This is a genomic window from Streptomyces sp. NPDC056347, from assembly GCF_042262625.1.
In the GTDB taxonomy this organism is placed as follows: Bacteria; Actinomycetota; Actinomycetes; order Streptomycetales; family Streptomycetaceae; genus Streptomyces.
On the sequence record NZ_JBHJQP010000075.1, the window covers coordinates 14,525 to 34,312 of the forward strand.

The 19,788-nt window shown below is 70.4% G+C and carries 18 protein-coding genes; 6 read left to right on the forward strand and 12 right to left on the reverse strand.

Annotated features, from left to right (window positions below):
• Position 1 precedes the first annotated feature (1 nt).
• Positions 2 to 778, forward strand: a complete 777-nt coding sequence (gene pstB / locus ACFCV8_RS18950) for a phosphate ABC transporter ATP-binding protein PstB (RefSeq protein WP_376686508.1) — start codon at positions 2 to 4, stop codon at positions 776 to 778.
• 214 nt (positions 779 to 992) lie between these two features.
• Here the strand turns inward: pstB and ACFCV8_RS18955 are convergent, their stop codons facing one another.
• A complete protein-coding gene (locus ACFCV8_RS18955) occupies positions 993 to 1,991 on the reverse strand; it encodes an inorganic phosphate transporter (RefSeq protein WP_366298553.1) in 999 nt (332 codons plus the stop codon).
• A 5-nt stretch (positions 1,992 to 1,996) separates the two neighbouring features.
• Positions 1,997 to 2,617 carry a DUF47 domain-containing protein gene (locus ACFCV8_RS18960; protein WP_376686509.1) on the reverse strand — a complete coding sequence of 207 codons (621 nt, stop codon included), beginning with the start codon at positions 2,615 to 2,617 and terminating at the stop codon, positions 1,997 to 1,999.
• Positions 2,618 to 2,816: 199 nt separating this feature from the next.
• On the opposite strand from ACFCV8_RS18960, the gene ACFCV8_RS18965 reads away from it, so the two are divergent.
• Entirely contained in the window at positions 2,817 to 3,167 is a 351-nt protein-coding gene (locus ACFCV8_RS18965; protein ID WP_376686510.1) for a metal-sensitive transcriptional regulator, read from the forward strand.
• 33 nt (positions 3,168 to 3,200) lie between these two features.
• Here ACFCV8_RS18965 and ACFCV8_RS18970 read toward each other — a convergent pair whose 3' ends face one another.
• Both ACFCV8_RS18970 and ACFCV8_RS18975 read right to left on the reverse strand, forming a co-directional pair.
• Positions 3,201 to 3,395 carry a hypothetical protein gene (locus ACFCV8_RS18970; RefSeq protein WP_376686511.1) on the reverse strand — a complete coding sequence of 65 codons (195 nt, stop codon included), beginning with the start codon at positions 3,393 to 3,395 and terminating at the stop codon, positions 3,201 to 3,203.
• A 141-nt stretch (positions 3,396 to 3,536) separates the two neighbouring features.
• The gene (locus tag ACFCV8_RS18975) at positions 3,537 to 4,436 is read right to left on the reverse strand and encodes a hypothetical protein (RefSeq protein WP_376686512.1); all 900 of its coding nucleotides are present in this window, start codon (positions 4,434 to 4,436) and stop codon (positions 3,537 to 3,539) included.
• Positions 4,437 to 4,568: 132 nt separating this feature from the next.
• Between ACFCV8_RS18975 and ACFCV8_RS18980 the strand changes: the two genes are divergently transcribed.
• A complete protein-coding gene (locus ACFCV8_RS18980) occupies positions 4,569 to 4,757 on the forward strand; it encodes a hypothetical protein (protein ID WP_376686513.1) in 189 nt (62 codons plus the stop codon).
• A 62-nt stretch (positions 4,758 to 4,819) separates the two neighbouring features.
• Positions 4,820 to 6,427 carry an FAD-binding oxidoreductase gene (locus ACFCV8_RS18985; RefSeq protein WP_376686514.1) on the forward strand — a complete coding sequence of 536 codons (1,608 nt, stop codon included), beginning with the start codon at positions 4,820 to 4,822 and terminating at the stop codon, positions 6,425 to 6,427.
• A gap of 159 nt (positions 6,428 to 6,586) precedes the next feature.
• On the opposite strand, the gene ACFCV8_RS18990 is transcribed toward ACFCV8_RS18985, so the two are convergent.
• The 8 genes from ACFCV8_RS18990 to ACFCV8_RS19025 form a co-directional block, all read right to left on the reverse strand.
• Entirely contained in the window at positions 6,587 to 7,318 is a 732-nt protein-coding gene (locus ACFCV8_RS18990) for a phosphatase PAP2 family protein (protein ID WP_376686515.1), read from the reverse strand.
• Positions 7,319 to 7,603: 285 nt separating this feature from the next.
• Complete coding sequence (locus ACFCV8_RS18995; protein WP_376686524.1) at positions 7,604 to 8,563, reverse strand: NlpC/P60 family protein; 960 nt, start codon at positions 8,561 to 8,563, stop codon at positions 7,604 to 7,606.
• A gap of 217 nt (positions 8,564 to 8,780) precedes the next feature.
• A complete protein-coding gene (locus ACFCV8_RS19000) occupies positions 8,781 to 9,380 on the reverse strand; it encodes a hypothetical protein (RefSeq protein ID WP_376686516.1) in 600 nt (199 codons plus the stop codon).
• The gene (locus ACFCV8_RS19005) at positions 9,377 to 11,704 is read right to left on the reverse strand and encodes an alpha/beta hydrolase (protein WP_376686517.1); all 2,328 of its coding nucleotides are present in this window, start codon (positions 11,702 to 11,704) and stop codon (positions 9,377 to 9,379) included. Before ACFCV8_RS19005 ends, ACFCV8_RS19000 begins: the two co-directional genes overlap by 4 nt.
• Before the next feature lie 273 nt (positions 11,705 to 11,977).
• On the reverse strand, positions 11,978 to 12,445 hold the full coding sequence (locus tag ACFCV8_RS19010; protein ID WP_376686518.1) for a hypothetical protein: 468 nt from the start codon (positions 12,443 to 12,445) through the stop codon (positions 11,978 to 11,980).
• An 80-nt stretch (positions 12,446 to 12,525) separates the two neighbouring features.
• On the reverse strand, positions 12,526 to 14,319 hold the full coding sequence (locus tag ACFCV8_RS19015) for an alpha/beta hydrolase (RefSeq protein WP_376686519.1): 1,794 nt from the start codon (positions 14,317 to 14,319) through the stop codon (positions 12,526 to 12,528).
• Entirely contained in the window at positions 14,316 to 14,765 is a 450-nt protein-coding gene (locus ACFCV8_RS19020) for a hypothetical protein (protein ID WP_376686520.1), read from the reverse strand. The genes ACFCV8_RS19015 and ACFCV8_RS19020 overlap by 4 nt, the downstream gene beginning before the upstream one ends.
• Positions 14,766 to 14,879: 114 nt before the next feature.
• Positions 14,880 to 16,475 (reverse strand): hypothetical protein, encoded by a 1,596-nt coding sequence (locus ACFCV8_RS19025; protein ID WP_376686521.1) that lies wholly within the window; start codon positions 16,473 to 16,475, stop codon positions 14,880 to 14,882.
• Between the two features lie 815 nt (positions 16,476 to 17,290).
• Here ACFCV8_RS19025 and ACFCV8_RS19030 point away from each other — a divergent pair.
• Together ACFCV8_RS19030 and ACFCV8_RS19035 are read left to right on the forward strand one after the other, a co-directional pair.
• Positions 17,291 to 18,073: a DUF4232 domain-containing protein gene (locus ACFCV8_RS19030; protein ID WP_376686522.1), complete on the forward strand. Its 783-nt coding sequence runs from the start codon at positions 17,291 to 17,293 to the stop codon at positions 18,071 to 18,073.
• A 445-nt stretch (positions 18,074 to 18,518) separates the two neighbouring features.
• On the forward strand, positions 18,519 to 19,742 hold the full coding sequence (locus ACFCV8_RS19035) for a DUF4185 domain-containing protein (protein ID WP_376686523.1): 1,224 nt from the start codon (positions 18,519 to 18,521) through the stop codon (positions 19,740 to 19,742).
• Positions 19,743 to 19,788 lie beyond the last annotated feature (46 nt).

Below are 19,788 nucleotides of genomic sequence, written 5' to 3' on the forward strand. Positions count from 1 at the left end.
GATGGCCAAGCGCATCGACGTCAGCGGACTGTCCGCCTACTACGGCTCCCACCTCGCCATCGAGGACATCTCGATGACCGTGGAGCCCCGCTCCGTGACCGCCTTCATCGGCCCGTCCGGCTGCGGCAAGTCCACCTTCCTGCGCACCCTGAACCGCATGCACGAGGTCACCCCCGGCGGCCGCGTCGAGGGCAAGGTGCTGCTGGACGACGAGAACCTCTACGGGCCGAACGTCGACCCGGTCACCGTGCGCCGCACGGTCGGCATGGTCTTCCAGCGCCCGAACCCGTTCCCCACCATGTCGATCTTCGACAACGTCGCGGCGGGCCTGCGGCTGAACGGCTCGTACAAGAAGAGCGAGCTCGCCGAGGTCGTCGAGAAGTCGCTGCGCGGCGCGAACCTCTGGAACGAGGTCAAGGACCGGCTGAACAAGCCCGGCTCCGGCCTCTCCGGCGGTCAGCAGCAGCGTCTGTGCATCGCCCGCGCGATCGCCGTCGAGCCCGACGTGCTGCTGATGGACGAGCCGTGCTCCGCGCTCGACCCGATCTCCACCCTCGCCATCGAGGACCTGATCGGCGAGCTGAAGGAGCGCTTCACGATCGTCATCGTGACGCACAACATGCAGCAGGCGGCCCGTGTCTCGGACCGCACCGCGTTCTTCAACCTCGCGGCGGTCGGCAAGCCCGGCAAGCTCATCGAGATCGACGAGACGGAGCGGATCTTCTCCAACCCGTCCGTCCAGGCCACCGAGGACTACATCTCGGGCCGCTTCGGATAGCCGATCCACCCCGGTGGTACGGAACCCGGCCCGCCCGGACCCGTACCGCCCGGTGGTACGGACCCCGGCCCGCGCCGGTTCCGTACCGCCCCCCGCAGACGGCCTTGAGGTGCTGCATGGCGGTGCCACCACAAGGCGAAGGGGCCGCCCCCGCTCCCCGCGAAGGGAGTGGGGGCGGCCCCGTGTGCGTCCGCGTCGCGCGGGGCGACGGCCGTCAGCCGAAGAGCAGGTAGACGATCCCGTAGCTCGCGGCGGCGACCAGTGCCGCGGCCGGCATCGTGATGAACCAGCCCATGATGATGTTCTTGGCGACGCCCCAGCGGACCGCGTTGACCCGCTTCGTGGCACCCACACCCATGATCGCGGAGGTGATCACATGCGTCGTGGAGATCGGCGCGTGGAACAGGAACGCCGAACCGAACATGATCGACGCGCCCGTCGTCTCGGCGGCGAAGCCCTGCGGCGGGTCCAGCTCGATGATCTTCCGGCCGAGCGTCCGCATGATGCGCCACCCGCCGGCGTACGTACCCAGCGAGAGCATCATCGCGCAGACCAGCTTCACCCAGACCGGGATCGGGTCGCTCGGGCTCTCGACATCGGCGATGACCAGGGCCATCACCACGATGCCCATCGTCTTCTGCGCGTCCTGGAGGCCGTGGCCGAGCGCCATGCCCGCGGCCGAGACCGTCTGCGCTATGCGGAAGCCTCGCTTGGCCTTGTGCGGGTTGGTCTTCCGGAACATCCACATGATCGCGACCATCACCAGGTAGCCGACGACCAGACCGATGACCGGCGAGACGAACATCGGGACGACGACCTTGTCGATCACCCCGTCCCAGTGCACCAGCGTCCCGCCCGCGAGCGCCGCGCCCACCATGCCGCCGAACAGGGCGTGCGAGGAGGAGGACGGCAGTCCGAAGTACCAGGTGACCAGGTTCCAGATGATCGCGCCGACGAGCGCCGCGAAGAGGATGCCCATCCCCTTGGAGCCCTCGGGCGTCGCGATCAGGCCCTCGCTGACGGTCTTGGCGACCCCGCTGCCGAGGAACGCGCCCGCGAGGTTCATCACAGCGGCCATCGCCAGCGCCGCACGCGGGGTGAGCGCACGGGTGGAGACGGAGGTGGCGATGGCGTTCGCCGAGTCGTGGAAGCCGTTCGTATACGTGAAGCCGAGCGCGACCCCGATGGTCACGATCAGCGCAAAGGTGTCCACGGTGGTCAGGACTCCTTGACCGCGATGGTCTCCACCGTGTTGGCGACGTGCTCGAACGCGTCGGCCGCCTCTTCCAGCACGTCGACGATCTGCTTCAGCTTCAGCACCTCGATGGCGTCGTACTTGCCGTTGAAGAGGTGGGCGAGCAGCTTGCGGTGGATCTGGTCGGCCTGGTTCTCCAGACGGTTGACCTCGATCCAGTACTCGGTGAGATTGTCCATGGTCCGCAGGCCGGGCATCGCCTCGGCGGTCAGCTCGGCCGCCCGCGCCAGGACCTCGATCTGCTGCGCGATGCCATTGGGGAGTTCCTCGATCTGGTAGAGCACGACCAGGTCGACGGCCTCCTCCATGAAGTCCATGATGTCGTCGAGCGACGACGCGAGGTTGTAAATGTCCTCACGGTCGAACGGCGTGATGAAAGAGGAGTTCAGCTGGTGGAAGATCGCGTGGGTGGCATCGTCCCCCGCGTGCTCCGCTGCCCGCATGCGCTCCGCGATCTCGACTCGGGAGGCAGAGTCCGCCCCGAGCAATTCCATCAGGAGTTTCGAGCCCGTGACGATGTTGTCCGCGGAAGCGGAGAACATGTCGTAGAAGCTCGTCTCCCTGGGGGTCAGACGAAAGCGCACGTGGGGTCCTCGGATGCTTTGGATTCGGTCAGGCTGATGCTAGGCGCATCATCCGGCCACGGCTAACCGGCGTTCTTCAGTGTCGCGCATCGGACACTGTGATCAGCACGGACCCCCGGTCACGTTTCAGATGAATTCGTTAGGATATACCCACCAGGGGTATGTATACGTCAGGGCAAAGGGAAAACGGGAGGCAGTAATGACCACGACCGAGACCACCGTGACCGCAGCGGAGACGGAATCCCCGGTCACCGATCACGACCAGGGCATACACGGTTATCACCACCAGAAGGCCGAGCACCTCAAGCGGCTGCGCCGGATCGAGGGCCAGATCCGCGGCCTTCAGCGCATGGTCGACGAGGACGTGTACTGCATCGACATACTGACCCAGGTCTCGGCGTCCACGAAGGCCCTCCAGTCCTTCGCCCTCCAGCTGCTGGAGGAGCACCTGCGGCACTGTGTCGCCGACGCCGCGGTCAAGGGCGGCGAGGAGATCGACGCCAAGGTCGAGGAGGCCACCAAGGCCATCGCCCGGCTGCTCCGCACCTGACGAGGGGGTGCCCGCCCGGGCACAGCCCCGCGTTCACCCCCGGTGGTCGCCGTGCCGGGGGCCGGCGGACCGCTCGGCGGCCGCGTGGACGTCGAGCACCTCGTCGATCCGGGCCGCGCTGAGCCGTTCCCCGATGGCGGCCGCCGCGGCGATCATCAGCTCGCCGCAGAGCTCGATCTCGGCGAGGGCCACATGGTCGGACACCGTACGCGTGCCGAGCGTCACCACGTCACCACTCACCTCTCACTGCCGCCGCGGGCTTCCCAGCCTAGGGAGCGGACCTCGCTCCGCGCATGGCACGGACGGACCATTTCCCCGCTCCGGCATGCCTAGGTGTTCCGGCCCGGGTTCCGCTCCGGTCCGCCGGGCCTACCGCTCCCGGATCCGTCCCGTGTAGATGTCGCCGCCGTCCGGCAGCCGCACGGAGACCGGGACCCCGAAGCCGAACAGCAGCGTCGTCGACACCACCTCCACGGCCGGGCCCTCCCCCGTGAAGTCGAAGCGGTGGCGCACCTTGCGCAGCCGCCCCTGGTCGTCGAGGTACGCGTCGAACGGCACCTCGTCCGTGCTGAACCCTTTCGCCGCCGCGGCCAGCGCCCCCCGCGAGCCCGGCCCGGCCCGCCGCGCGGCCAGCGCCAGGTCCGCCGTCCCCCGGTAGTGCCGCACAGGAGCCCCGGCGAGCTCCGTCCGCCCCACGTACGTCACCCGCCGCGCACCGAGCAGCAGCTCGGCGGCGGCCATCGGGTCGGTGGCCCCGCCGGTGACGAGATTGCCGTCGGCCAGGGCCGTGGTGTCGACCCTGACCCATTTGCCGGCGGGCACCCCGGCACCCCGGTTCTTCATGTACAGCGCGCCGGGCGCCAGCAGCTCGGTGATCGGCAGGTGCTCGTCCGCACCTGCGGCGTCCCTCGGCAGCACGACGGTGAGCCGCCCCGTGCCGGTACGGAAGTCGTACACGCCCCGGCCCCGGATCGTCACCCGTGTGCCGCCCGCCGCCGTCTCCATCGACGTACGCACCTCGGCGGTCCCGGCCCCCGCCCCGGCGGGGTCACTACCGGTCACCGCCGCCGTACCCGTACCGCTCGCCGTCGCGGCGAGGACCGCGGCCGCGCGGCGCACCGCGTCGAGGGAGCCGGAGCCGCCCTGCTCGTCGGCCACGGCACCGCCACCACCGCCCGAGCATCCGGAGGCCGCCGCCATCACCCCCACCACGGCCAGGGCGCAGACAGCGCGCGCCCCGCTCCCGCACCCGTGCCGCCGCACCGCCATCGCCTGCCAACCCCCAACGCCGTCACACCTGCCCGAGAGGCCCGTCCGTCCGGATAACGACGCCCCGTGTCCCCCGTCACGCCGCCCTCCCGGGGCACACCTCCCGGGGGGAGCGGCCAGTACCGTGGTCGGGTGCATGACCGACACATCGAAGAGGTCCCGCCCACCGCCCCCACCGCCACGTCCACCGGGCACGATCCCGTCACCGTGGAACGCGGCTCCTTCTGCATCGCACGCTGCCCCTGCGGCTGGTCGGGACCGGCCCGCCGCTCCCGCGACCGGGCCCGCACGGACGTCGCGGAACACCTCGCCGCCCCCTGACCCCCGATCCCCCACCGGTTCCCTTCCCGGCCTCCGCCCCCCACCGTGACCTCGGAGATCCGATGAACCTGCCTCTTCCGCCCGCCCGCCGCACCCTGCTCACCGCGGGCGCCGCGGCGGCGCTCGCCGGTGTCGCCACCGCCTGCGGCGCCCCCGCCCCGGGCGGCACGGACGACACCGGTGGCCCCGGCAGCCCTACCGGCAGCACCAGCGGGCGCCCCTCCGCCACGACGAAACCCTCCCCCTCGGGCCGGGCGGACTGGCCGGCCCTCGCCAGGAGCCTCGACGGCAGCCTCGTACGGCCGCAGGACGCCGCGTACCGGACCGCCCGGCAGCTCTACAACACCAGGTTCGACGCACTGAAACCGGCCGCCGTCGCCTACGTCCGGCACGAGGCCGACATACGCGAGTGCCTGTCCTTCGCCCGCCGCACGGCCACCCCCGTCGCCATCCGCAGCGGCGGCCACTCCTACGCGGGCTGGTCGAGCGGGACCGGACGGCTCGTCATCGACGTGTCCTCGCTGAACCGGGTGGCCGCGGACGGCGCGATGGGCGCGGGCGCCAAGCTCGTCGACGTCTACCAGGGCCTGGCCCGCAGCGGGCTGACGATACCCGGAGGTTCGTGCCCCACCGTCGGCATATCCGGCCTCACCCTCGGCGGCGGCCACGGCGTCGCCTCCCGCGCGTACGGCCTGACCTGCGACAGCCTCACCTCGGCAACCCTGGTCACGGCCGACGGCACGACCCTGACCACGGACGCCGAACGCCACCCGGACCTCTTCTGGGCGCTGCGCGGCGCGGGCAACGGCAACTTCGGCGTGGTCACCGAGCTCCGTTTCCGGACCCGCCCGATGTCGCCGACCGTGATCGCGTACATGACGTGGCCGTGGTCGCGCGCCGGGTCCGTCGTCCGGGCCTGGCAGGAGTGGGGCCCGTCCCAGCCCGACGAGATATGGTCCTCCGCGCATCTGGACGCCGGACCGGCGGGCGCGGACCCGACCGTGTCGGTCGCCGCTTTCAGCCTGGGCACGTACGGCGACCTGCAGAACGCCGTGGACCGCCTCGCCGACCGGATCGGCGCCCCGGCCTCCTCGGTCTCGCTGCGCCGCCGCGGCTACCAGGACGCGATGCTCGGGTACGCGGGCTGCTCGGGCATCAGCGACGCGCAGTGCCACCTGCCGGGGACGACGCCCGGCCGCACGCCCGAGGGCACGCTCCGGCGCGAGACGTACGCCGCCGCCTCCGACTTCTACGACCGCTCGCTGTCCCCGGCGGGGGTCCGGGCGCTGCTCGACCGGGCCGAGGCGTTCACCCGGATCACGGTGGCGCAGGGCGGCGGGTCCGGTTCGGTCACGCTCACGGCGCTGGGCGGGGCGGTCAACCGGGTCCCGCCCGGGGCGACGGCCTTCGTCCACCGGGGCTCGCGGATGCTCGCCCAGTACATCGGCGCCTGGGACCCCGGGACGGCGGGCGACACCCAGCAGGACTGGCTGAAAAACACCCATGCGGTGATGCGCCGTCATGCGTCGGGAGCGGCTTACCAGAACTACAGCGACCCGACGCTGACCGACTGGCGCCGGGCCTACTACGGCTCGGCGGCCGACCGCCTCACCACGCTGAAGAAGCGGTACGACCCCGAGCGCCTCTTCTCCTACCCGCAGGCACTCTGACGGCGAGCGGGCCACCGGGCGGGCCAGGGCTGGCGGTCCGGGGCGAGCAGGCCCACACGGCGGCCGGCGGTCCGAAGGCGAGCAGGCCCACTCAGCGGTCGGCGGTCCGGGGCGAGCAGGCCCACTCAGCGGCCGGCCGACGGTCCGGGGGCGGGCGGCCTACGCGGCCAGGTCCTTCTCACCGCTCCCGCCGCAGGCACCCGGCCGCGGCTCGGGAATCCCGAACGTCCCGGCCCGGCCCCCGGCCGCGGTCACCGGCTCCGGCCGCCGCGACCGTACGAGCCGGCCGAGCCGCTCTGACCGCGAGACCGCCGCCACCAACGGCGTCAGCAGCATCCCGGCCAGCGGGGCGAGCAGCAGGGCGACCGCCGTACCGAGCGCGAAACCGCCGATGACGTCGGTCGGGTAGTGGACACCCATGTAGACCCGGCAGAAGCCCTCCAGCACGGCGAGCCCGATCGCGGCGATGCCGAACTTCCGGTTGGCCACGAAGAGGCCGACGCCCAGCGCCATCGCCATCGTGGCGTGGTCGCTGACGAAGGAGAAGTCGTTCTTCCCGGTGACCAGGACCTCCAGCCCCTGATGGTCCCGGAACGGCCGGGGGCGCTCGACGAACCCGCGGATCGGGATGTTGACCAGGAGCGCGATCCCGGCCGCGAGCGGCGCCCAGACGATTCCGGCGACGGCCGCGACCGAGTCGTCGGCCGTACCGCGGCGGCGCACGCTCCACCAGCACCACAGGACCACCAGGACGAGCCCGAGCAGGATGCCGTACTCTCCGACGAACTCCATGACCCGGTCGAACCAGGCGGGAGCGGACTTCGCGAGTCCGTTGATGTCGTAGAGCAGGCTGACGTCGGGGTTCGACCCATCGACTGCGAGTCCAGCCATCTGCTGCGGCCCCTTGCCTTGTCTGCTGCCGCGGGCACACCCGTGCGCACCGCTTTGACGAACCCCCGTGTCGGTTCGATTCCGGCCGCCGTCGCACGATCACATGCGTCGATACGCCGTCAGCCCGGTCCTCCCAGGGAACGAGGCCCCTGGTGCGTGTGTTCCACTCTCCACCGAATGATCACCATGACGTTATCGAAGAGAGACTCATCGCCGCAGCTCAGGGCCCAGGCTTCACGGAGAGTTCCGGCCATCGCCGTCATCCCGCCATGCCACCCGGACCGCTCATGCCCCGGAATCGTTCCTCGGAAGGGCCGCGGCCCCGTCCTTGGTCACACGCGTCGCACCGAAGTAGTCCGGCGCGTCGATCTTGTCGAAGCGGATCACGGCCCCGGTGTACGGAGCGTTGATCATGTACCCGCCCCCTACGTAGATCCCCACGTGGTGGATGGCCCGCGAATTGGACAGGTCGTTCGAGAAGAACACCAGGTCCCCGGGGAGCAGCTCGTCCCTGGAGGGGTGCGGCCCGGCGTTGTACTGGTCGTTCGCCACCCGGGGCAGCTCGATGTCCACCGTCCGGTACGCGGCCTGGGTCAGCCCGGAGCAGTCGAACCGCCCGTTCTGCTCGGGCGTTCCGTTGCCGCCCCAGAGATACGGCGTGCCGAGCTTCTTCTGCGCGAAGTAGATCGCCCCGGCCGCCTGCTGCGAGGGCTGCACCCGGCCGACGGGGCGGGCGAAGCTCTTCTCCAGGCTCCGGATGATGGTGACGTAGTTCTGCGTCTCCGAGATGCCCGGAACGCCACCGGACTTGATCACCCGGTACGCCCCCGCGTTGTACGCGGCCAGCATGTTGTCCGTCGGGTCGCCCGGCACCTTCTTCACGTAACCGGCGAGCTCGCAGTCGTACGACGCGGCGGACGGGATGGCGTCGGCCGGGTCCCACACGTCCCGGTCGCCGTCACCGTCCCCGTCGATGCCGTGACCGGCCCAGGTGCCCGGGATGAACTGGGCGATGCCCTGCGCGGCGGCGGCGCTCTGCGCACGCGGGTTCCACCCGCTCTCCTGGTAGAGCTGGGCGGCGAGCAGGGCGGGGTTGATCGCGGGACAGAGGTTGCCCCACTTCTCCACCAGCCCCTGGTACTTCGCGGGCACGGCCCCCTTGGCCAGCGCGACGGCTCCGCCACCGGCCCCGAGACCCGCGGCGGCCGAGTACGTACCGACGACGAGCAGCGCCACGAAGCACATGGCGCTGCCCGCAGCGATGCCACCGATCACCCAGAATTTCCGCACCCCTCAACCATCCCCCATCCGGGACGTGTTCATGGGCGGTTTCGACGGTGTGTACGAGTAATCCGCGTCATGCGCGGCCCATCCGTACTCCGCTCCGGCGCACGGAGCCACGGGGCGGGCGCACCGGGTGCACCGACCGGAACAACCGGCGCACCCGACCCGCGCATGACCGTCAGGAAGCCCCGTCGGACCAGTGGTCCGAGCGGACATTGGGGCTCGGCAGCGGGTACACGCCCTTGTACGCCGGCCCGTTCGGCACGGACGAGGACTCGGCGACCTTCGACTCCTTCACACACGGGGTGTCGGCCTCGAAGAAGACCTGGCCCTTGGCGCGCACGCTCACGCTGAGGCCGAAGCCGTCCTTCGTCACCGCGTAGACCGCCGGGAACTCGGTGTCCTTGTTCTTCGCGCGGATACGGAAGTCGCTCGCCCGCCAGGCCTGCTCGACCTGGTCCAGGAAGTCCTGCCTGCGCTCCGCGGACACGACCGTCATGACGGTGCGTCTGCGGGTCACGTCGCAGCTGCCCCTGGTCGTCGGACCGTGCGCCCACTCCACCTCGGGGTCGATCTTCTTCAGTACGTCGTCGAGCATGCCGTCGGCCCGGTCGGCGGCCTCCTGCATGTCCATCTTGTTCCCCTTGGTGCCTTCGGTGCTGGTCGTCGTGGTCGAGGTGTTCGCGTCGGCCTGCGGCTGCGCCTTCTCGCTGCCGCAGGCGGACAGTGCGAAGCCGACGGCCAGAGCCACCGCCACGATCTGGAACCTTCGGCTCATCGGTACTCCTCAATCTTGAGCCGGTCGGCGTGCCCGGACACGATAAGAGCAATGCTGTCGGCGGAGACGGCGTCCCGCGACGGGGTGAAGTAGTTGGAGTGCGAATCGAAGCTCATGGGCTTGCCCGGGTCCACCGGGAACCGCCTCGCCCCGAACGCCTTGCTCGCCGGGTCCTTCCCGAACCAGAGGTCGTCGTCGCCCGGGTCGGCCAGGTCGCCGGCGATGTAGGAACCGAGCGGTCCGCCCAGGACCATCCCGATCCCGCCCACGACCACCTGGGTCTTGGACGGCAGCTTGGTGACCGGGTCGTTGGCCGCCGCGCCCACGAAGACGTGGTCGGCACCGACCCCGAGGTCGACGGCCCGGTCCACGCCCACCCCGGGGCTGCCGACGAGGATGATGTCGTCCACCCCGGGAATCCCGCCGAGATGCTTGGCGGCGGCACCGACGGTGCGCGAGCCGTAGGAGTGCCCGATGGCCGTGATGTGCGGGTCCTTGCTCTGGTTGGTCGCGACGACTCCGCTCATGAAGTCGTTGTACGCCGCGCCGCCCACCTCCGCACGCTTGGTGCCCGCGACCGCCAGGCTCTGCAGCCCGTCCGGCGTCTGCGGGGCGTCGTAGCCGAGCCAGACGATCGCGGCGCTGGACGGGTCGTACCCCTGGGCGCCGATCGCGGTGTCCTGGGCCCGCTTGAGGCCGCTCTTCGCGAACTCCTCGTCGAGGGCGGTGTTCAGGCCCGGCACGTAGGCCGACACGTTCTTCGAGGTGTCGGGGTTGCCGTACGAGACGATCGCCCGCCCGTTGCCCTCGTCGCTGATGCCGATGAGGTACATCGGGGGCTGGCTGCCCTCGTCGAGCTTCCGCTGGATCTCCTTCAGCCCGGCCAGCTGGTTCTTCGACGTCTTGTCCGTCTGACCCTCCAGCTTCTGGATCAGGTTCGGCAGGTTCCGGCGGTTCGCCGCGTCCCGGTCCGCCACCGGAATGCCGTCCAGCATGCCGATCTTGTCCGGGAGGAGCTCCAGGTAGCGGTCGCGCTGCTCCTGCGTCAGCCCCTTCCACCAGTACGTGCGGCCGGCGGCGGTGCCGTTTCGCGGGATGCGCTCGTCGAGGTACTGCCGCTCCCCGTCCCGTACCGCCGACTCGACGCGGGTGCCCGAGCCGGGCAGCCCGGTGAGCGCGCTGCCGCCCCCGCCGGAGCCCTTGGCGACCTGCCAGGCGGCGTTGATGAACTTGCCCTTGCCCCACTGGTCGCCGCCCTTGTTCGCGGCCTGGGCGTACTGGTCGACGACGTTGCGGGCGGTGTCGACGGGGTGCGCGATGGTGTCGATGGCGCCGTTGATGTCACCCATCAGCCCGTCGTCGCCGACGACGCCGGTGAGAAAGTCGCCGTTCGGGCGGGGCTCGTAGTCCGAGATCACGGGTTGTCTACCCGCGTTGACTCCTACAGAAGAACCGCCACTCGCATCCGAACCACCAGCCCCACCGGAACCATCGGCCCCGCCGGACCCGGCCGAGCCACCGGAACCGCCCGAGCCGCCGGCCGCGGAGCCGCCCGACCCCGACCCACCGGAGCCGGACCCCCCGGAACCGGAACCACCCGAACCCGAGCCCGATCCAGAACCCGAGCCCGAGCCCGAACCACCGGTCACGGTCGCACCTTCGGTCCCGGCACCGGAACCGTCACCGCTGCCGCCACTCCCGTTCCCGCCGTTCGCACCGTTCCCGCCGTTCCCGCCGTTTCCTCCGTGGTTGCCGTCGGCGACGGCAGAGGGCGGCGGGCAGGCACTCCCGGTCAGCTGGCAGACGGCGTTCTGGAGCTGGCCGGACACCTGTGCGCCGATCCCCGTGGCCACGAGCGCGCCGATGAGGGCGACGACCACCAGGACCATGCCCAGGTACTCCATCGCGGTCTGGCCGTTGTCCCGACGCCACTTGAGCAGCCGCGCGAAGTCGTACCTCTGGTGCTCCACGCGCTGCTCGGGAGCGAGCCCGAACCACGCGCGGGACCGCGCCCGGCACAGCAGTACGAGAACGAGTACCGGGAGCACGAGCTGGGTCACGCCCCGGCCGTCCTCCGCGTCGTTCAACGTGGCCAGCGCCCCGAGCGTGAGCCAGGCGTGCACGGCCAGCAGCCCGCGCCAGACCCAGACACCCCCGGTCCGCAGACGCAGCGACAGCACGAACCCGACGATGCCGGGCAACGAGGCGTACAGCACCATGCCCAGCAAATGCCCGTCGACCGCATCGACGGACGAAGCCACGAGCAGCGCGTCGAACGCACCGACGACCGTGACGACGAAGAGCAACCGGACGAGAATCAGCACGGCTTGCAGGGGGCGTGACAGTGACTGTCTGCCGGAACGGCCCTCGGCGGCGCCCAGGTCAGCACCGCCCGGTACCGCTAGTTCTCGTATGCCAGACACGGCGAGTCTCCCCAGCTTTGTGAGTGGGTGCAGCGACAGTTCCCCCCGGTATCCGTATGCGACCACAACACCCCAGGGCCCGGCATGGGCCCTGGGACCCAATGCCGGACTCAATGTCCGACCCGCCCTACCCCATCACCTCACCATTTACCGCCAGTTGGAACACTTCCCCCCTCAAACCCCTTCAGCCTCAGCGGAAGCGGACCAGAAGTCGGAGCGGACGTTGGGACGGGGCAGCGGGTAAACACCGTCGTACGCTGGGCCGTTCGGCGGCGTGGTGGACTCGGCGACATCGGACTCGTCCACGCAGGGACTGTCCACCTCGAAGAACGCCTGACCGGCACCACCGATGATCAAAGCGACGCCAAACCCGTCATTCGTCCTTGCGTAGATGGCTGGACGTTCCCTGTCATTGTTCACCCCCTTGATCTTGTACTCACGCCTCAGCCAGTTACGTTCCACCACCCCCAAAAAACTCCCCCGGCGCGCATCCGAAACGATGGTCATGACCGTGCGCCTACGGGTTACGGTGCAACTTCCCGTAGTTGTGGGGCCATGAGCCCATTGCACGGACGGCTCGATGCCTTGCAGGGTCGCGTCCATGATGCTGTCTGCACGAACCGCCGCTGCTTGCATATCCATGCCGGATCCCTCCTTCCCCTCTGTGCACCCGAAAATCAGAGAGCAGAGCAGCACCGTGATGGAAACTTCCGCACGAAACTTCACCGGTATTCCTCTGCTTTGAGCATCTGAGACTTACCCGCAACAATCAGAGCGATACTGTTGGATGACAAATGATCTCTTTGTGGATCGAAGTATTGGCTGTGCGCATCGAGTGAAATCGGCTTTCCACTGAGCAGGCTCGACCCCTCCCCCACTGGAAACCTTCTCGCGCCGAACGCTTCGCTGGCAGGGTCCCTGCCGAACCACAATTCATCGTCGCCCGGATCCACGGCATCACCTGCCAAGTAGGACATGGCCGGCCCGCCAGACAGCAGACCCATCACCCCTGCGACACTCTGCTTCTTGGACGGAAGCTTGGTCACGGGGTCGTTCTCTGCCGCTCCGACAAAAACGTGATCCTTGCCCACCCCGAGGTCCTCGGCGTGATCCACTCCCACCCCTGGGCTGCCTACCAGGACAATGTCATCAACTCCCGGAATCCCACCACCTCTCTGTGTGGCTGCACCAACCGTTCGGGAGCCGTAGGAGTGGCCAATCGCAGTTAGATGTGAATCTTCGTGCTCATTGGTGGATTTAATTCCGTCCATAAAACTTCTGTATGCCACCCCTCCTCTTTCAGCTCTCTCGTCACCTGCCACTGCGAAGGCTCCGAGCGGATCATCAATCGGTGTTTGTGGCGCATCGTAGCCGAGCCATACAATTGCCGCGCTCGATGGATCGTGCGATTGCGCACCGATAGCTGTATCCCGCGCACGCTTGAGGTCGTTCTTTGCGAAATCCCCATCCAAAGCAGTTCCTAGCCCGGGAACATAGGCCGCCACGTTCCTCGCCGTGTCGGGGTTGCCGAAGGCGACGATCGCTCGGCCGTTGCCCTCGTCGCTGATGCCGAGCAGGTACATCGGGGGCTTGCTCCCCGCCTGCAACTGGCGGTCGATCTCGTGCAGGGCGGCCAGTTGGGTCCTGGACCTGGTGTCGTCCCGTCCTTCCAGTTCGCCCATCAGCAGCTGGAGGTTGTCCCGGTTCGCCGCGTCGCGGACCAGGGACGGAATGCCGTCCAGATTGCCGATCAGGTTCGGGTAGACGGCCAGGTACTCCTCGCGCCGCTCGTCTGTCAGGGCCGCCCACCAGGCCCTCCGTTCGGCAGGGGAGGCATCGCGCGGGATCTCGTCCTTCAGGTAGCCGCGCGCGGCGCCCCGGACCGCGGCCGCGTCGCCCGCCGCGTCCTGCCAGGCGGAATCCGGAACCCCCACCCCCTCCCCGGCCCGCAGTTCCCGCAGAATGCGGGCGTACCGCCAGTCGATCTCGGCCGCCGTGCGCACCGCCTTGGCCACCCGGTCCGCGATGCCCTGCGCCTCCGCCGCCATCGGGTTGGGCCCCACCAGGCCCGAGGGCGCGCGGATTCCGGGGGCCGCGGGCCCCGCCGTCACCGTCCCGCCCGGCAGCGGCGCGTCGTCGAGCAGGGCCTTGCCCGCCGCCGGGTACGTCACCGAACCGTCCGCGTGGACATCGAGTCCCAGCGCTTCGGCGTCCTCCAGCGCATGGTTCAAATCACGCTGTTGAAGCCGCAGTTCGTGGGCCATGCTGTTCAGCGTCGTACGGAGCAGTCCGCACTCGGTGTAGACGTAACCCAGGTTCCGGCTCATCCGGCGCAGCCTGCCGACCGCAGCGGTCGCCGCCTCGCCGTGCTGGGTGGTGCGCAGGCCGTTCAGCAGCTGGTTCTCGATCCGGTCCCGGCCCGCGTCGGCGCGATTGCTCGCCTTCCCCCAGCTGTCGGCCGCGCCCTCCAGTTCGCCGCACTTCAGGTCCCGCAGCTGATCCCAGGTCAGGCTCATCGCGCCACACCCCGTCCCGCCCTGTCCGCCCCATCCGCCCCGTCCGTACCTTTCACGGACATGCGTGCGAAGGCGGACTTCACGGCCTGCTCGGTCTCGCCGTGGATCCGGGCGACCGCGCGCAGCTTCCCCGCGAGCTCCTGGCACTCGGTGCGCGCCGCCTCGAACCTCCGCGTCCATGATTCCCGTACCGCGGCCAGTTCCGCGGGGGCGGTCAGCCCGTCGGTGGCGGCGAGGAGACCCTCGTGCGCGGCCTCAAGCTCCGCCTTCACCGGGCCGAGGTGCGTGTACATCCCGTCCGCCCCACCGGCGGCCCGCAGCCACGGCCCGCCACTGTGCCGCAGCAGACCGCCGCCACCGCCGCCGCCGCTGCCACCACCGCCATCACCGCCACCGTCGCCCGGCCCGCGCACCGCCGGTCCGACCGGTTGCTTCGCCGTCGTCATATCCGTCCACCCCGCTCGTTGTTCGCGAAGCGGCACTGTGCCAAAACGGGCGCCCCGGCGCGGGGGCGGCGCGCACGGATCACCCGAACGGTGGACGATGGCGGCGACCAGGAACTATCCGCCCGCCACGCCCTCGCCGTACGTCCTCGGGTCCTCCGTGGCGAGGCGGCGCAGCGCGACGGCCGCACGGTCCTCGGGGTCGGTCCCGTCCTCCGGGAGGTACCACGCGATGTGCTGCCAGAGCGCGACCTCGCCGTGCCGGCCGATGGTGGGCGCGGTGCGGCACTTGAGGACGACGGCGGTGAGGTCCGGGCGCCCGAAGTCGGTACCGGCCCAGCCGAGCCGCGCACCCCACCGGGTCAGCAGTTCCGGCCGGTCCCGCAGCCCCGCCGCGATCAGCCGTGCGGTCCGGCGGGCCGGCCACGTCCATGTGTGGTCCCGCTCGGCTCGGACGAGCTCGGCGTCGTACGCGGACGCGTCGAAGCGGTACTCGGGCAGCTCGCGCAACGGGGGCGCGAGCGACGGCGCGGCCGGTCTGCTCCAGTCGGACCAGACGACGTGGTCCCCGTCCCGGCGGACCGTGACGTACAGCGCCCCGCAGCAGCCCTCGGTGCAGTACGCCTCCGCGAGCCGCACTTCCCGGGGCTCGGCCGTGGCCCGTAGCGCCCCGCTGTCCACCAGGCTCTCCGGAGAATCCGCGCTGCCCCGGCCGAACGCCTCCGGAACCAGGGGGCGTCCGTCGATCAGGATGCGCGCCTCGACGATGCCCCGTCGCTGCGGATCCAGCACAGCGGGCTCGATCCGCAACCGTCCGGACGTACCGCCGAGGGGCTGACCTGCCAGGTGCCGGGCCCACTCCGCCCTCCGCCCCTCGCCGTCCACCAGAACCGCCCGCCATGCGGGCCGTTCCAGTACGGACTTCAGCGCACCCAGCAACGCCTCGCGCCGCCCCGGCTCCCAGGCCAGCAGGTGGCTCGGGCCACTGTGCAGTTCCTGTGCGACGGACAGCAGGAGCGCGCAGTGGTCGAGGGTGGGCGGCAGTACGGCGGCGTGCGCGACGAACCCTTCGTAGAGGTCGACGGCCGCCGGGCAGAGGCGCACCTGGGACCAGTAGTCATCGACGCTCGACATCCGGCACAGCAACCGCCCCGCCCCCGCCACCAGCCACGTCTCGCCCACTCCGTCCGTCCGCAGGAGTTCCGCGAGCCGGACGGCCTCGGCGACCCGCCTCGCCGGTTCGGGGCCCAGCCCGTCGGCCTCCCGGAGCACCGACTCCAACAGCCGGGGTACGGCCGGCTCCGCCCCGGCGGCGAGCGCGTCGACCAGTTCACGGACCGCCGGGGCACCCGCCCGCTGCGCGAGCCACACCAGCGCCGCGGTCGCCGGGTCTACGGCGTCGAGCGCCTGTACGGCGATGAGGTGGAGGTCCCGCACCTGCCCGAGGACCTTGAGATACGGGACGTCCTCCGGCTCCCCGACCCTGGCGAGAAGGGCGAGCCCGACGCCGACCGCCGACAGGCCGGTCCCTGTTCGGGTCAGGTGACGGGCGAGTGCGCGGGCCCGGCCCGGGTCCTCGATCGGCACCCCGAGGGCCACGTGCAAAACGGAACCGGGCGGGCCGTTCAGTTCGGCGAGGCGCCGGTGGAGTTCGTCGGCGGCACGGCCCGCGTCCGGGGCGGTCAGAAGGGAGGCCAGCAACTCCGCCAGCACCGGGCGGACCGTCCTCCACGATGCCCGGCTCCTACCGGACCGCGGCTCGCCGGGCGGCTCGTATCCCCCTTTGGGGAGCCTGCCGCCGGGCTCGGCGCGGTGAAGACGCAGGGCGTATGCGTACAGCGAGGTCCCGGGATCGAGCGCAACGCGCTCCTGCGGGGCGCTCAACGGGCGGAAAGGGTCTCGATTCCATGAGTCATGCCCGCAGCATGCCAGGACCGCACACCAACCCGCCAACACCTTTCCGCAGCATCACCGCCCGCCCGGACCACCCCCGCAGGCGCGTGTATACCGCGGTATACGCCGGGTGCCTGGGGACCACCCCCGCAGGCGCGGGGACGACGCTTGTTGAGCTGGGGTTTCAGTGAGCGGAGGGGCCATGCTCATTCAGCTGCTTCCGGGGCTCGCCAGCCCAGGCGGGCATCCGCTCCGGCATCTCGACGCCCGCGCATGGCCCTCTCCTCAAGAAGCGGGCCCATCACACCACAAGCGGTGAGCACAGATACATGAGAGTCCCACGCAATCCCTCAGCATCCTTCAGCCCGCAGAGGAGCGAGCGGCGCCGGGACGCACGGGGCTCTCGCTCCGAGCAGCGCCTTTCGTTCCGCCGCGCCATTTCCCGGCCTGCGTCGGCGCAGTCCGCAACGCCTTCGTGTGGGCGTGCAAAGGGGGCGAGGCGGCGTCAGCGGGACGTCAGTGGGGCGTCAGCAGAACGTGAGCGATCCACAGGATGCTTTTCATGTCAAGAGGTCGGAGCAAGCGGTTCGCCGCAGGATTCGGGCCTTGTTTCACGCTCATCCTGGGAGAAGACGATGCGTACGATCCGCACCCGCAAGCACACCGCCGCCCTCGGTGTCGTCACCGCCGTGCTCGCTCTGGCGCTCACCGCCTGCAACGAGGAGGACGGCAGCGCGGCGCCCGCAGGTGGCTCGGACACCAACTCCTCGGCCGCCGCTTCGGCCGGTGGCTCGCAGACCGGTGGGGACGGCGCGAAGGGCTCGGACACCTCGAAGTCCGGCGGCACCGCGCAGAACGCCGGATCGAAGACCGGCTCCTCCTCGGCCGGTGGCTCCTCCTCGACCGGTGGCGGCTCCAAGGACAGCGGCAGCTCCGCCGGTGGCGGCAACACCAGCGACAGCTACGCCTACAAGCACCCGTGCCAGGCCAGTGACCTGTCGATCCGCGTCTACCCCCGCGAGGGCTCGAAGACCCAGCACGTGATCGAGGTCAACAACACCGGTGCCAACTCCTGCGGCCTGAGCTACTTCCCGCAGGTCAGCCTGGGTGCCTCGAACGCCTCGGACCACAGCGGTGACATCACCCCGGCGGTTCCCGGCGGTCTGGGCGGCGCCCCGGCGTACCCGGTCAAGCCGAAGACGGCCGCCATCGCGGTGATCGACCTGAACCCGAAGGGCTCGGGCGGTGTGACCTGGGTCAACGAGATGAACGTGCTGGCCGACGGCGACCACATGGCCAACGCCGACACGCAGAACTTCGAGCTCGGCCCGGACGTCAAGGTGCTGGACCCGAAGCTGGGTCTGTACGAGACCACGGTCGCCGACGCGGTGAAGTCCATGCAGTCCGCGGGCAAGTAACCCCTCGCCGTACCCCGAAGGGCCCGGAACCGCCACGACGCGGTCCGGGCCCTCGGCATGTGCCCGGTCGTCGTATCGACGCGCGGGCGCCGGATGAAGCCGGTCCGGCGTGACGGGCAAGGCCCGGTCCCTGAAGGCCGCTCCTTCCGCACGCCGCCCTCCGCGCCCCGCGCACACCCCTCCCTTCCTCTGTCCTCCCCTCGCCCCGGATGGGCACACAAGTGCTCTTCGCCCGCCGGGAGTTCCGCGACCGGCTCGGCCGGGCAGGCATCCCGCACGAGTGGCACGAGGCCACCGGCGGTCACTTCGTACGCCCCGGCCTTCACGCCTTCCGCCGCGCGCCCCGGGCGGAGCCATCCCCCGCCTCCACGAGGCGTGGCCCGCTCAGCACCCGCCCGCGCGCGCCGTCGTACCCGTACGACACGAACCCCCGGAGGAACCGACCATGCACACCCCCTCGCAGCCGTCGCGCACCCGCCCGAACCGCCGGTCCGCGCTCAAGGCCGGCATGGGTTTCGCCCTGGGCGCCGGTCTGCTGGGCGTCGCCCCCCACGCAGCGGCGGCAGCCTCCGGCCGTCCCGCCTCCGCGCGCCCGGAGGCCCGCCTGCTCCAGACCGGCGCCCCGCTCTGCGAGCAGCCCGGCGACTCGGCGAGCGCCCAGGGCCTCGGCTCCGGCGACCTGGCGATCCCGTACTACCGCGAGCACGACAACACCTGGGGGTACGTGTTCGGCGACGCGTTCCGCGGCATCGCCCAGGCCGACTACCTGGGGTCCCCGGTGATCCTGAACCAGTCGAGTTTCGACGCCTCGGGCGGGACCCCGATCTCGTTCACCTGGGCGATGCCGACCGGTGGCGACGCCCGGCAGTGCTTCGACTACACGCACCGGGCGGACAACGGCCACGGCTTCGAGATCACCCGCATCCCCAACGACTGCATCGAGTTCGGCGGGCGCACGTACATCCAGTACACCTCGGTGGCGCTGTGGGACAACATCCCGGCCGGGTACGACGGCTCGCTGATGTCGGGGGTCGCGTACTCGGACGACTACGGCGTGACCTGGCAGGACTACCCGTACCACTGGGCGGGCGACACCCAGGGCACGAACCAGTCGATGTACGGGATGTGGTCGTTCGCGGGCATCGACCCGGACGGCTGGCTGTACATCTTCTCCAAGCGCTGGAACGGCACCCACACCAACACCGCCGACGGCGGGGCGATCCAGCTGTTCCGCATCCGGCCGGAGGAGTTCCGGGCGGGGAACTTCGGGGCGCAGGAGAACTGGGCGTTCCTGGACAACCGCTGGCAGTGGACGCGGGCGGCGGCGCCGTCGGTCATGCTGTCCGGGAACAGGATCGGCGAGTTCTCCGTCAAGCGGATCGGCACCACGTACTGCATGAGCTACTTCGACGTGGACGACTACGCGATCTGCACCCGCACCGCGCCCCGCCCGGACGCCGTCTGGACCGCCCCCAAGCCGCAGATCGTCGGCGACGGGCTGCCGCCCCACCACTGGGGCAAGCCGCAACTGCCCTTCCTCTACGGCGGATACATCCACCCGGGCAGCGCGAGCGCCACGTCACTGACCCTGATCGCGTCGCAGTGGCAGTCGGCGAACGGCGGCAAGACCCCCTACCGCGTGCTCCAGTACGACGGCATCCAGCCCTGACGGCTTCCCTTCCCGCGACACGGCAGGGCCTCCGTCCGCCGGGGGA

Coding starts and splice junctions, on each gene's coding strand:
- pstB (WP_376686508.1), top strand. CDS start 2: ATGGCCAAGCGCATCGACGTCAGCGGACTGTCCGCCTACTACGGCTCC.
- ACFCV8_RS18965 (WP_376686510.1), top strand. CDS start 2,817: ATGACCACGACCGAGACCACCGTGACCGCAGCGGAGACGGAATCCCCG.
- ACFCV8_RS18975 (WP_376686512.1), bottom strand. CDS start 4,436: ATGGCGGTGCGGCGGCACGGGTGCGGGAGCGGGGCGCGCGCTGTCTGC.
- ACFCV8_RS18985 (WP_376686514.1), top strand. CDS start 4,820: ATGAACCTGCCTCTTCCGCCCGCCCGCCGCACCCTGCTCACCGCGGGC.
- ACFCV8_RS18990 (WP_376686515.1), bottom strand. CDS start 7,318: ATGGCTGGACTCGCAGTCGATGGGTCGAACCCCGACGTCAGCCTGCTC.
- ACFCV8_RS18995 (WP_376686524.1), bottom strand. CDS start 8,563: ATGTGCTTCGTGGCGCTGCTCGTCGTCGGTACGTACTCGGCCGCCGCG.
- ACFCV8_RS19000 (WP_376686516.1), bottom strand. CDS start 9,380: ATGAGCCGAAGGTTCCAGATCGTGGCGGTGGCTCTGGCCGTCGGCTTC.
- ACFCV8_RS19010 (WP_376686518.1), bottom strand. CDS start 12,445: ATGGATATGCAAGCAGCGGCGGTTCGTGCAGACAGCATCATGGACGCG.
- ACFCV8_RS19015 (WP_376686519.1), bottom strand. CDS start 14,319: ATGAGCCTGACCTGGGATCAGCTGCGGGACCTGAAGTGCGGCGAACTG.
- ACFCV8_RS19020 (WP_376686520.1), bottom strand. CDS start 14,765: ATGACGACGGCGAAGCAACCGGTCGGACCGGCGGTGCGCGGGCCGGGC.
- ACFCV8_RS19030 (WP_376686522.1), top strand. CDS start 17,291: ATGCGTACGATCCGCACCCGCAAGCACACCGCCGCCCTCGGTGTCGTC.
- ACFCV8_RS19035 (WP_376686523.1), top strand. CDS start 18,519: ATGCACACCCCCTCGCAGCCGTCGCGCACCCGCCCGAACCGCCGGTCC.